The organism is Pseudomonas sp. PK-RTE-24, from assembly GCF_054052265.1.
Genome location: NZ_CM133224.1, coordinates 3754726 through 3767510, shown reverse-complemented (window position 1 = coordinate 3767510; position 12785 = coordinate 3754726). Strand labels below are relative to the sequence as shown.

Genomic DNA, 12785 nt, shown 5'->3' with positions numbered 1-12785 from the left:
TCGGACGCATAACAAGATTCCATTAGCCACGCCCGCTGACACCGGGCCAACGAAGACCTTTGAACCATGGCCACTATCCACGTAGACGGCAAAGCGCTCGAAGTCGACGGGGCAGACAACCTGTTACAGGCATGTCTGTCGCTGGGCCTCGACATTCCATATTTCTGCTGGCATCCCGCGCTTGGTAGCGTCGGGGCCTGCCGCCAGTGCGCGGTCAAGCAGTACACCGACGAGAACGACACCCGTGGTCGCATCGTCATGTCCTGCATGACGCCCGCCACCGACAACACCTGGATCTCCATCGACGATGAAGAATCCAAGGCGTTCCGCGCCAGCGTTGTCGAATGGCTGATGACCAACCACCCGCACGACTGCCCGGTGTGCGAGGAAGGCGGTCACTGCCACCTGCAAGACATGACAGTGATGACCGGCCACAACGAGCGCCGTTATCGCTTCAGCAAACGCACCCACCAGAACCAGCAACTCGGCCCGTTCATTTCCCACGAAATGAACCGTTGCATCGCCTGCTACCGCTGTGTGCGTTTCTACAAGGACTACGCCGGCGGTACCGACCTCGGTGTATTCGGCGCCCACGACAACGTGTACTTCGGTCGCGTTGAAGACGGCACCCTCGAAAGCGAGTTCTCCGGCAACCTCACCGAGGTCTGCCCGACCGGCGTGTTCACCGACAAGACTCACTCCGAGCGCTACAACCGCAAGTGGGACATGCAGTTCGCCCCGAGCATCTGCCATGGCTGCTCGAGCGGTTGCAACATTTCCCCGGGCGAGCGTTACGGTGAACTGCGTCGCATCGAAAACCGTTTCAACGGTTCGGTGAACCAGTATTTCCTCTGCGACCGTGGCCGTTTCGGTTATGGCTACGTGAACCGCACTGACCGTCCACGTCAGCCGCTGCTGGCCGATGGCACCAAGCTCAGCCTCGACGCTGCGCTGGACAAAGCCGCCGACCTGCTGCGCGGACGCAACATCGTCGGCATCGGTTCGCCGCGCGCCAGTCTTGAAAGCAACTACGCGTTGCGCGAACTGGTCGGTGCCGAGCACTTCTATTCGGGTATCGAAGCCTCCGAGCTGGAGCGCATTCGTCTGGTCCTGCAGGTGCTGAACGACAGCCCGCTGCCAGTGCCGAACATGCGCGACATCGAAGACCACGACGCGATTTTCGTCCTCGGTGAAGACCTGACCCAGACCGCCGCGCGTATGGCGCTGGCTCTGCGTCAGTCGGTCAAGGGCAAGGCTGAAGACATGGCCGAAGCCATGCGCGTACAGCCTTGGCTCGACGCGGCGGTGAAGAACATCGGCCAGCACGCGCTGAACCCGCTGTTTATCGCCAGCCTCGCCGAAACCAAGCTCGACGACGTCGCTGAAGAATGCGTACACGCAGCTCCCGACGACCTGGCACGCATCGGTTTCGCCGTGGCTCACGCGCTGGATGCCAGCGCGCCGGCCGTTGAAGGTCTGGACACCGAAGCCCTGGAACTGGCGCAGCGTATCGCCGATGCCCTGCTCGCCGCCAAGCGTCCGCTGATCATCGCCGGTACTTCGCTGGGCTCCAAAGCCTTGATCGAAGCCGCCGCGAACATCGCCAAGGCCCTGAAGCTGCGCGAGAAGAACGGTTCGATCAGCCTGATCGTGCCGGAGGCCAACAGCCTCGGTCTGGCCATGCTCGGTGGCGAGTCGGTCGACGACGCGCTGCAAGCGGTCATCGATGGCAAGGCCGACGCGATCGTCGTGCTGGAAAACGATCTGTACACCCGCACTGCCAACGCCAAGGTCGATGCTGCGCTGAACGCCGCCAAAGTAGTGATCGTCGCTGACCATCAGAAAACCGCCACCACTGATCGCGCGCACCTGGTTCTGCCAGCGGCGAGCTTCGCCGAGGGCGACGGTACGCTGGTCAGCCAGGAAGGTCGCGCCCAGCGTTTCTTCCAGGTTTTCGATCCGCAATACCTGGACGCGAGCATCCTGGTGCACGAAGGCTGGCGCTGGCTGCACGCCCTGCGCTCGACCCTGCTGAACCAGCCGATCGACTGGACGCAACTCGACCACGTCACCGCTGCCGTTGCCTCGAGCACCGCGCAACTGGCGCGCATCGTTGATGCTGCACCGTCGGCTGCTTTCCGCATCAAGGGTCTGAAACTGGCCCGTGAGCCGCTGCGTTACTCCGGTCGCACCGCAATGCGCGCCGACATCAGCGTTCACGAACCACGCACTCCGCAAGACCAGGACACCGCGTTCGCTTTCTCCATGGAAGGTTACTCGGGCTCCGCCGAACCGCGTCAACAAGTGCCATTCGCATGGTCGCCGGGCTGGAACTCGCCACAAGCGTGGAACAAGTTCCAGGACGAAGTCGGTGGTCATCTGCGCGCTGGCGACCCGGGCACACGCCTGATCGAAAGCACTGGCGACTCGCTGAACTGGTTCGCTGCTGCGCCGCGCGCATTCAATCCGGCGCCGGGCGCCTGGCAGGCCGTGCCGTTCTACCACCTGTTCGGCAGCGAAGAAAATTCTTCGAAAGCCGCGCCGGTGCAAGAGCGCATTCCGGCTCCGTACGTGGCTCTGGCGAAATCCGAAGCGGATCGCCTCGGCGTCAACGACGGTGCTCTGCTGAGCCTGAACGTTGCCGGCCAGACCCTGCGTCTGCCGCTGCGCATCAATGAAGAACTGGGCGCCGGTCTGGTGGCATTGCCTGCGGGCATCGCCGGCATTCCACCGGCATTCGCCGGCGTATCCGTCGACGGTCTGCAGGAGGCAGCGCAATGACCTGGTTCACCCCTGAAGTGATCGATGTGATCCTGACGGTCATCAAAGCCATCGTGATCCTGCTGGCCGTGGTGGTCGCGGGCGCCTTGCTCAGCTTTGTCGAACGTCGCCTGCTGGGCTGGTGGCAGGACCGTTACGGTCCGAACCGCGTTGGCCCGTTCGGCATGTTCCAGATCGCCGCCGACATGCTGAAGATGTTCTTCAAGGAAGACTGGACCCCGCCGTTTGCCGACAAGGTGATCTTCACTTTGGCGCCGGTGGTGGCCATGTCCGCCCTGCTGATCGCCTTCGCGATCATCCCGATCACCCCGACCTGGGGCGTGGCGGATCTGAACATCGGCCTGCTGTTCTTCTTCGCCATGGCCGGTCTGTCGGTGTACGCGGTGCTGTTCGCCGGCTGGTCGAGCAACAACAAGTTCGCCCTGCTCGGCAGCTTGCGTGCCTCGGCGCAGACCGTGTCCTACGAAGTGTTCATGGGCCTGGCCCTGATGGGCATCGTGGTGCAGGTCGGCTCGTTCAACATGCGCGACATCGTCGAGTACCAGGCGCAGAACCTGTGGTTCATCATTCCGCAGTTCTTCGGCTTCTGTACCTTCTTCATCGCTGGCGTCGCCGTGACTCACCGTCACCCGTTCGACCAGCCGGAAGCGGAACAGGAACTGGCCGACGGTTACCACATTGAATACGCCGGTATGAAATGGGGCATGTTCTTCGTCGGTGAATACATCGGCATCATCCTGATCTCGGCGCTGCTGGTCACCCTGTTCTTCGGTGGCTGGCACGGTCCGTTCGGCATCCTGCCGCAACTGTCCTTCGTCTGGTTCGCACTGAAGACCGCGTTCTTCATCATGCTGTTCATCCTGCTGCGCGCTTCCATCCCGCGTCCGCGTTATGACCAGGTGATGGATTTCAGCTGGAAATTCTGCCTGCCACTGACCCTGATCAATTTGCTGGTGACCGCTGCGGTTGTGTTGTTGAACACGCCTGCGGTTGCGGTTCAGTGAGGATTTGACCCATGTTCAAATATATTGGCGACATCGTTAAGGGTACCGGTACCCAGTTGCGCAGCCTGGTCATGGTCTTCGGCCATGGCTTTCGCAAGCGCGACACCCTGCAATACCCCGAGGAGCAGGTCTACCTGCCGCCGCGTTACCGTGGCCGCATCGTCCTGACCCGCGACCCCGATGGCGAAGAACGCTGCGTAGCCTGCAACCTGTGCGCCGTGGCCTGCCCGGTGGGTTGCATCTCGCTGCAGAAAGCTGAAACCGAAGACGGTCGCTGGTACCCGGACTTCTTCCGGATCAACTTCTCGCGCTGCATTTTCTGCGGTCTCTGCGAGGAAGCCTGCCCGACCACCGCAATCCAGCTGACCCCGGATTTCGAGATGGCCGAGTTCAAACGTCAGGACCTGGTGTACGAGAAAGAAGATCTGCTGATCTCCGGCCCCGGCAAAAACCCTGATTACAACTTCTATCGTGTTGCAGGTATGGCAATCGCTGGCAAGCCGAAAGGCGCTGCGCAGAACGAAGCCGAACCGATCAACGTGAAGAGCTTGCTGCCTTAAGGAAGAACGATGGAATTCGCTTTCTATTTCGCATCGGGTATTGCTGTGGTGTCCACGCTGCGTGTGGTCACCAACACCAACCCCGTGCACGCCCTGCTCTACCTGATCATCTCGTTGATCGCCGTGGCCATGACCTTCTTCGCCCTCGGCGCACCGTTCGCCGGCGTGCTCGAAGTGATCGCCTACGCCGGTGCCATCATGGTGCTGTTCGTGTTCGTGGTGATGATGCTCAACCTGGGTCCCGCCTCGGTGCAGCAGGAACGCACCTGGCTCAAGCCCGGCATCTGGGCAGGACCGGTGATTCTTGCCGCGCTGCTGCTGGCCGAACTGCTGTATGTGCTGTTCGCTCACCAGAGCGGCCAGGCCATCGGCCACACCACCGTAGACGCGAAAGCCGTGGGCATCAGCCTGTTCGGCCCGTACCTGCTGGTGGTCGAACTCGCCTCGATGCTGCTGCTCGCCGCAGCCGTCACGGCGTTCCATTTGGGCCGTAACGAGGCGAAGGAGTAAGACATGCCTGCTATCCCTCTCGAACATGGACTGGCCGTCGCCGGCATCCTGTTCTGCCTTGGTCTGGTCGGCCTGATGGTCCGCCGCAACATTTTGTTCGTGTTGATGAGTCTGGAAGTGATGATGAACGCCTCTGCCCTGGCCTTCATCGTTGCGGGCGCCCGCTGGGCGCAGCCGGATGGACAGATCATGTTCATCCTGGTGATCAGCCTTGCCGCAGCCGAGGCCAGTATTGGCCTGGCGATCCTGCTGCAACTGTATCGCCGCTTCCACACGCTCGATATCGACGCTGCCAGTGAGATGCGCGGATGAACCTACTCTTTCTGACTTTCGTATTCCCTCTGATCGGGTTCCTGTTGCTGTCGTTCTCGCGCGGCCGCTTCTCGGAAAACCTCTCGGCGCTGATCGGTGTCGGTTCGATCGGCCTGTCGGCCATCGTCACCGCTTACGTGATCTGGCAATTCAACGTCGCGCCGCCGGAAGGTGGCGTGTACACCCAGGTGCTGTGGCGCTGGATGTCGGTGGAAGGTTTCCAGCCGAACTTCGCGCTGTACCTGGATGGCCTGTCGGTGACCATGCTCGGCGTGGTCGTCGGCGTCGGCTTCCTGATCCACCTGTTCGCGTCCTGGTACATGCGTGGTGAAGACGGTTACTCGCGCTTCTTCTCGTACACCAACCTGTTCATCGCCAGCATGCTGTTCCTGATCCTCGGCGATAACCTGCTGTTCATCTACTTCGGCTGGGAAGGCGTGGGCCTGTGCTCGTACCTGTTGATCGGTTTCTACTACAGCAACCGCAACAACGGTAACGCGGCACTCAAGGCGTTCATCGTCACCCGCATCGGCGACGTGTTCATGGCCATCGGCCTGTTCATCCTGTTCCAGCAACTGGGCACGCTGAACGTCCAGGAACTGCTGGTACGTGCGCCGGAGCATTTCAAGGTCGGTGACTTCTGGATCGTTCTGGCAACCCTGATGCTGCTCGGCGGTGCTGTCGGTAAATCGGCGCAACTGCCGCTGCAAACCTGGCTCGCGGATGCGATGGCCGGCCCAACCCCGGTTTCGGCACTGATCCACGCCGCGACCATGGTCACCGCCGGTGTCTACCTGATTGCCCGTACCCACGGTCTGTTCGCCTTGGCGCCGGACATCCTGCACCTCGTCGGCATCGTCGGTGGCGTGACCCTGGTACTGGCCGGTTTCGCCGCGCTGGTGCAGACCGACATCAAACGTATCCTCGCCTACTCGACCATGAGCCAGATCGGCTACATGTTCCTGGCACTGGGCGTTGGCGCCTGGGAAGGCGCGATCTTCCATCTGATGACCCACGCCTTCTTCAAGGCCCTGCTGTTCCTTGCTTCCGGTGCGGTGATCGTTGCCTGCCACCACGAGCAGAACATCTTCAAGATGGGCGGTCTGTGGAAGAAACTGCCACTGGCCTACGCCAGCTTCATCGTCGGTGGCGCTGCGCTGGCCGCTCTGCCACTGGTTACCGCAGGCTTCTACTCCAAGGACGAAATCCTCTGGGAAGCGTTCGCCAGCGGTAACCAGGGTCTGCTTTACGCAGGTCTGGTCGGTGCGTTCATGACGTCGCTGTATACCTTCCGCCTGATCTTCATCGCGTTCCACGGTGAAGCCAAGACCGAAGCCCACGCCGGCCACGGCATTGCCCACTGGCTGCCATTGTCGGTGCTGATCGTGCTGTCGACTTTCGTCGGCGCGATGATCGTGCCACCGCTGCACGGCGTACTGCCGCAAAGCGTCGGGCATGCCGGTGGCGAAGCCAAGCACAGTCTGGAAATCGCCTCGGGCGCCATCGCCCTGGCCGGTATCCTGCTGGCAGCGCTGCTGTTCCTCGGCAAGCGTCGCTTCGTCACGGCAATTGCCAACAGCGGCATCGGCCGTTTCCTTTCGGCCTGGTGGTTCGCTGCCTGGGGCTTCGACTGGATCTACGACAAACTGTTCGTCAAGCCGTACCTTGCGATCAGCCATGTACTGCGCAAAGACCCGCTCGACCAGACCATCGGTCTGATACCGCGTATGGCCAAGGGTGGTCACACTGCCCTGAGCCGCACCGAGACCGGTCAACTGCGTTGGTACGCCGCCTCGATGGCTGCTGGTGCCGTTCTGGTGATCGGCGCCATCGTGCTGGTAGCGGTCTGATATGAACCTTGCGAATTTGCGAAAGGAAACGAGCCCGTCATGATTCTGCCTTGGCTAATCCTGATCCCCTTCATCGGCGGCCTGCTGTGCTGGATGGGTGAGCGCTTCGGCGCTACCCTCCCGCGCTGGATTGCGCTGTTGACCATGACCCTGGAACTCGCGCTCGGCCTCTGGCTGTGGGCCCACGGTGACTATTCATTCGCACCGGCGCCGGGCGCCGATCCGACCTGGGCGCTTGAGTTCAAGCATGTCTGGATCCAGCGTTTTGGCATCAACGTGCACCTGGCCCTCGACGGCCTGTCGCTGTTGATGATCCTGCTGACCGGTCTGCTGGGTATCCTCTCGGTACTCTGCTCGTGGAAAGAGATTCAACGTCATGTTGGCTTCTTCCACCTGAACCTGATGTGGATCCTGGGCGGCGTCGTCGGCGTGTTCCTCGCCCTCGACCTGTTCATGTTCTTCTTCTTCTGGGAAATGATGCTGGTGCCGATGTACTTCCTCATCGCGCTCTGGGGTCACAGTTCTTCGGACGGCAAGAAAACCCGGATCTACGCAGCGACCAAGTTCTTCATCTTCACTCAGGCGTCCGGCCTGATCATGCTGGTGGCGATCCTCGGTCTGGTGCTGGTCAACTTCAACAATACCGGCGTGATCACCTTCAACTACGCCGACCTGTTGAAAACCAAAATGTCGATGACCACCGAGTACATTCTGATGCTCGGCTTCTTCATCGCCTTCGCGGTCAAGCTGCCCGTCGTACCGTTCCACTCCTGGCTGCCTGACGCTCACGCCCAGGCACCGACTGCCGGTTCCGTCGACCTCGCCGGTATCCTGCTGAAAACTGCGGCCTACGGTCTGCTGCGTTTCGCCCTGCCGCTGTTCCCGAACGCTTCGGCGGAGTTCGCGCCGATCGCCATGACCCTCGGTCTGATCGGGATCTTCTACGGCGCGTTCCTCGCGTTCGCACAAACCGACATCAAGCGTCTGATTGCCTTCTCTTCCGTTTCCCACATGGGCTTCGTGTTGATCGGTATCTACTCCGGCAGCCAACTGGCGCTGCAAGGCGCAGTGATCCAGATGCTGGCGCACGGTCTGTCGGCAGCGGCGCTGTTTATCCTCAGCGGCCAGTTGTACGAGCGTCTGCATACGCGTGACATGCGTGAGATGGGCGGTCTGTGGTCGCGTATCGCGTACCTGCCGGCGATCAGCCTGTTCTTCGCGGCGGCGTCGCTGGGCTTGCCGGGCACCGGTAACTTTGTCGGCGAGTTCCTGATCCTGATCGGCTCCTTCGCCAGCGCTCCATGGGTCACGGCGATTGCCACTTCCGGTCTGGTGTTCGGGTCGGTCTACTCGCTGATCATGATCCACCGTGCCTACTTCGGCCCGTCGAAATCCGACGCGGTGCTGCACGGCATGGACGCGCGCGAACTGATCATGGTGCTCGGTCTGGCGGTGTTGCTGATTTACCTCGGCGTCTACCCGCAACCGTTCCTCGACACCTCTGCCGCCACCATGCATGGCGTGCAGCAGTGGCTCGGCACCGCCTTCTCTCAACTCGCTTCGGCCCGGTAAGAGCGCTATGGAATTCACGATTCAACACTTTATTGCGCTTGCGCCACTGTTGATCACCAGCCTCACCATTATCGTGGTGATGCTGGCAATCGCCTGGCGCCGCAACCACTCGCAGACCTTCCTGATTTCGGTGGCGGGTCTGAACCTGGCCCTGCTGTCGATCCTGCCTGCGTTGAAAGTCGCGCCTCTGGCCGTGACCCCGTTGCTGCAGATCGACGCGTTTGCCTGTCTGTACATGGCGATGATCCTGGTCGCCACGCTCGCCTGCGTCACCCTCGCCCACGCTTATCTGGGTGATGGCGGTTCGGGCTACCCGGGCAACCGCGAAGAACTGTACCTGCTGATCCTGATGGCCGCCGCCGGTGGTCTGGTTTTGGTCAGCGCGCAGCACCTGGCCGGGTTGTTCATCGGTCTGGAACTGCTCTCGGTACCGGTCTACGGTCTGGTGGCTTACGCCTTCTTCAACAAGCGTTCGCTGGAAGCCGGCATCAAGTACATGGTGCTGTCGGCCGCCGGTTCCGCGTTCCTGCTGTTCGGTATGGCGCTGCTCTACGCCGACGCCGGTTCGCTGAGCTTCGTCGGCATCGGTCAGGCCCTGGCCGCGACCGGCCTGCCAAGCCCGCTGGCGCAACTGGGCCTGGGCATGATGCTGATCGGTCTGGCGTTCAAGCTGTCGCTGGTACCGTTCCACCTGTGGACGCCGGACGTCTACGAAGGTGCTCCGGCACCGGTGGCGGCGTTCCTCGCCACCGCTTCGAAGGTGGCGGTGTTTGCGGTGATGGTGCGTCTGTTCCAGCTCTCCCCTGCTGCCAGCAGTGGTGTGCTGAGCGATGTGCTCAGCGTTATCGCGGTCGCCTCGATCCTGTTCGGTAACCTGCTGGCCCTGACCCAGAGCAACCTCAAGCGTCTGCTCGGTTACTCGTCGATTGCGCACTTCGGCTATCTGCTGATCGCGCTGGTGGCGAGCAAGGGTCTGGCGGTGGAAGCCATCGGCGTCTATCTGGTGACTTATGTCATCACCAGCCTCGGCGCGTTCGGCGTGATCACCCTGATGTCCTCGCCGTACAACGGCCGCGACGCCGACGCCCTGTACGAGTACCGCGGCCTGTTCTGGCGCCGTCCGTACCTGACCGCCGTGCTCACCGTGATGATGCTGTCCCTGGCCGGCATTCCGCTGACCGCTGGCTTCATCGGCAAGTTCTACATCATCGCCAGCGGCGTCGAAACGCGTCAGTGGTGGCTGGTCGGCGCACTGGTACTGGGCAGCGCCATCGGGGTGTTCTACTACCTGCGCGTGATGGTCACCCTGTACCTGATCGAGCCAAACCTGCGTCGCCACGACGCCCAGCTGCACTGGGAACAGAAAGCAGGCGGCGTGATGCTGCTGGCCATCGCCCTGGTCGCATTCTTCCTGGGCGTGTACCCGCAGCCATTGCTGGTGCTGGTACAACAGGCGGGTCTGGCGGGCTGATTGCTCGGCTGATCTGGCTGGAAATGAAAACGGCACCTTCGGGTGCCGTTTTTTGTGGGATTTAAGGCTGCGATCTTTTTGACCTTAAACGCTCTCTCCTTTTCAGGAATTTGCCTTCAAAGGAGTGAGCAATGGCTGATATAGCGCAGAAGGTAATTGCGGTTAAATTTGAGAATCACCTATCAAATGGAGATCCACGAACCATGAAGCGCAATATCATTTCAGAGTTGTCGGATGATTCAGGCACATTGACTGAGCAACGCCAAAGCGAAATAACCGAGGAGAAACCGCCGGTAAAACGTATTGGTTTAATGAAGGGCAGATACAAAACTTCCGATGACTTTGATGCACCACTGCCTGACGCCTTGCTGGACTCCTTCGAAAGCTAAAGCTACCGGTGGTTCCTTAATCCGTCATTTCTACAGATATCCCGCTTGGAGGTGAACCTGCCCGCAATGACGTCATGTCAGTTAAAAATGCGTCGGCTGACCCACCGCTTTCGCGAGCAGGCTCGCTCCCACAGGGACCTAAGGTGTCATCGGATGTTTTTGAGCAGACCTATCCATTGTGAGAGCGAGCCTGCTCGCGAAAGCGGCAGATCAGGCAGCAAAAAAAACGGCACCTTCCGGTGCCGTTCGCTTCTCACATTTCCAACATCATTTGCGCGCATCCGCCCAGGATTTCAGCAGTTCGCTATAGCTCACCGTTTCACCCTTCGGCTTCTCGTTGGCCAGTTTCGGTTTCGGTGCGCCCGGCTGATCGAACCAGTATTGCGCATCGCGTTCCGGGTTCATCTTCGGCGCGCAAGTGGCCTGGGCCTTGGAGCGTTCGAGGCGTTCCATGATGCGGTCCTGATCCTTGGCCAGGCCATCAAGCGCCTGTTGTGGGGTCTTCTCGCCGCTGGCGGCTTCGGCGATATGGCTCCACCACAGTTGCGCCAGACGTGGATAGTCGGGCACGTTGGTGCCGGTCGGCGACCATTGCACGCGGGCCGGGCTGCGATAGAACTCGACCAGACCACCGAGTTTCGGCGCCAGATCGGTCATCGCCTGCGAGTTGATGTCCGACTCGCGAATAGGTGTCAGACCGACGATGGTTTTCTTCAGCGAAACAGTTTTCGAGGTCACGAACTGCGCGTACAGCCACGCCGCGAGTTTCTGTTTCTCAGGCGTGGATTTCATGAATGTCCACGACCCCACATCCTGATAGCCGAGCTTCATGCCCTCTTCCCAATACGGGCCTTTAGGCGACGGCGCCATGCGCCATTTCGGCGTGCCGTCGGCGTTGACCACCGGCAGGCCGGGTTTGGTCATGTCGGCGGTGAACGCGGTGTACCAGAAAATCTGCTGGGCGATGTTGCCCTGCGAGGGCACCGGGCCGGACTCGGAGAAGGTCATGCCGGCCGCTTCCGGTGGCGCGTATTTCTTCAGCCAGTCGACGTATTTGGTGGTGGCAAACACGGCCGCCGGGCCGTTGGTGTCGCCGCCACGGGTCACGCTGGAGCCGACCGGGTGGCAGTCCTCGACGCGGATCCCCCACTCGTCCACCGGCAAGCCGTTGGGCAGTCCCTTGTCGCCGCCACCGGCCATGGAGAACCAGGCGTCGGTGAAACGCCAGCCCAGCGACGGGTCTTTCTTGCCGTAATCCATGTGGCCGTAGACGCGTTTGCCGTCGATTTCCTTGACGTCTTCGCTGAAGAATTTGGCGATGTCTTCATAGGCCGACCAGTTCACCGGCACGCCTAATTCGTAGCCGTACTTTTCCTTGAACTTGGCTTTCAGATCGGCGCGTTCGAACCAGTCGGCACGGAACCAGTACAGGTTGGCGAATTGCTGGTCGGGCAGTTGATAGATCTTGCCGTCCGGCGCGGTGGTGAAGGAGATGCCGATGAAGTCCTTGATGTCGAGGGTCGGCGAAGTGAAGTTTTTGCCCTCGTTGGCCATCAGGTCGGTGATCGATTCGGTCTTGCCGTAGCGAAAGTGCGTGCCGATGAGGTCGGAGTCGTTGACCCAGCCGTCATAGATGTTCTTGTCCGACTGCATCACCGTCTGCATTTTCTCGACCACGTCGCCTTCCTGCAGCAGGTCGTGGGTGAGTTTGATCCCGGTGATTTCGCTGAAGGCCTTGGCCAGCACCTTGGACTCGTATTCGTGGGTGGTCAGGGTTTCGGAAACGACCTTGATGTCCATGCCACGAAACGGCTCGGCGGCCTTGATGAACCACTTCAATTCTTCAAGCTGCTGTTCGGCCGTCAGGGTCGAGGGTTTGAACTCGCTGCCGATCCATTTTTTCGCAGCATCTTCGTAGGCGTCGGCCCAGGCAGATGCGCTCAGACCGCTGAGTGCCAGCATGGCTGCCAATGAAATGCTATGTCGCAGCTTATTGTTTTTATCGAACATAGAGACCTCCTGTTTAAGTTGTGGAGCCGCGTTGCCGAACGATTCGACTAGCCCCAACGCATCACAGCCAACAGCCACACCAGGGACAACGCGGACGCCACCCAGATGCTCCAGTCGGTGACGCCGATTACCAGCAAATGCAGGTAGGCGCTGCCGAGAAGACCGATAAACAAGCGATCGCCACGGGTGGTGGCAATCGGCAGAAACCCGCGCCGCAGAATGCTCGGCGAGCGCAATTCCCAGGTGGTCATGCCCACCAGAATCAGACCGATGCCGATGAAGAACGCGGCGGTCGGTGTCGTCCAGCTCATCCATTCCATCATCAG

At 60.7% G+C, this 12785-nt stretch carries 11 protein-coding genes; 9 read left to right on the top strand and 2 right to left on the bottom strand.

The annotated features are described in order from the left end of the window. Positions 1 to 66: 66 nt before the first annotated feature. The 9 genes from nuoG (at position 67) to ACV8MC_RS16970 (ending at position 10449) form a co-directional block, all read left to right on the top strand. Complete coding sequence (gene nuoG / locus ACV8MC_RS17010; protein ID WP_457262718.1) at positions 67 to 2781, top strand: NADH-quinone oxidoreductase subunit NuoG; 2715 nt, start codon at positions 67 to 69, stop codon at positions 2779 to 2781. Further along, positions 2778 to 3785, top strand: a complete 1008-nt coding sequence (gene nuoH, locus ACV8MC_RS17005; protein WP_039763316.1) for an NADH-quinone oxidoreductase subunit NuoH — start codon at positions 2778 to 2780, stop codon at positions 3783 to 3785. The genes nuoG and nuoH overlap by 4 nt, the downstream gene beginning before the upstream one ends. A gap of 11 nt (positions 3786 to 3796) precedes the next feature. Next, complete coding sequence (nuoI, locus tag ACV8MC_RS17000) at positions 3797 to 4345, top strand: NADH-quinone oxidoreductase subunit NuoI (RefSeq protein WP_016775283.1); 549 nt, start codon at positions 3797 to 3799, stop codon at positions 4343 to 4345. A gap of 9 nt (positions 4346 to 4354) precedes the next feature. Then, the gene (gene nuoJ / locus ACV8MC_RS16995) at positions 4355 to 4855 is read left to right on the top strand and encodes an NADH-quinone oxidoreductase subunit J (protein WP_007951462.1); all 501 of its coding nucleotides are present in this window, start codon (positions 4355 to 4357) and stop codon (positions 4853 to 4855) included. Positions 4856 to 4858: 3 nt separating this feature from the next. Further along, a complete protein-coding gene (gene nuoK / locus ACV8MC_RS16990) occupies positions 4859 to 5167 on the top strand; it encodes an NADH-quinone oxidoreductase subunit NuoK (protein WP_003180046.1) in 309 nt (102 codons plus the stop codon). After that, positions 5164 to 7017, top strand: a complete 1854-nt coding sequence (nuoL, locus tag ACV8MC_RS16985; protein WP_024013419.1) for an NADH-quinone oxidoreductase subunit L — start codon at positions 5164 to 5166, stop codon at positions 7015 to 7017. Before nuoK ends, nuoL begins: the two co-directional genes overlap by 4 nt. A 39-nt stretch (positions 7018 to 7056) precedes the next feature. Next, positions 7057 to 8589 (top strand): NADH-quinone oxidoreductase subunit M, encoded by a 1533-nt coding sequence (gene nuoM, locus ACV8MC_RS16980; protein ID WP_016775285.1) that lies wholly within the window; start codon positions 7057 to 7059, stop codon positions 8587 to 8589. A gap of 7 nt (positions 8590 to 8596) precedes the next feature. Continuing rightward, complete coding sequence (gene nuoN / locus ACV8MC_RS16975; protein ID WP_024013420.1) at positions 8597 to 10060, top strand: NADH-quinone oxidoreductase subunit NuoN; 1464 nt, start codon at positions 8597 to 8599, stop codon at positions 10058 to 10060. Positions 10061 to 10191: 131 nt separating this feature from the next. Beyond that, complete coding sequence (locus ACV8MC_RS16970; protein ID WP_236168571.1) at positions 10192 to 10449, top strand: hypothetical protein; 258 nt, start codon at positions 10192 to 10194, stop codon at positions 10447 to 10449. A 267-nt stretch (positions 10450 to 10716) separates the two neighbouring features. On the opposite strand, the gene ACV8MC_RS16965 is transcribed toward ACV8MC_RS16970, so the two are convergent. Further along, positions 10717 to 12459, bottom strand: coding sequence for an ABC transporter substrate-binding protein (locus tag ACV8MC_RS16965; protein ID WP_016775286.1), 1743 nt, complete (start codon positions 12457 to 12459; stop codon positions 10717 to 10719). A gap of 47 nt (positions 12460 to 12506) precedes the next feature. Beyond that, positions 12507 to 12779 carry a DUF2160 domain-containing protein gene (locus tag ACV8MC_RS16960; RefSeq protein WP_038861868.1) on the bottom strand — a complete coding sequence of 91 codons (273 nt, stop codon included), beginning with the start codon at positions 12777 to 12779 and terminating at the stop codon, positions 12507 to 12509. Between the last annotated feature and the right edge of the window lie 6 nt (positions 12780 to 12785).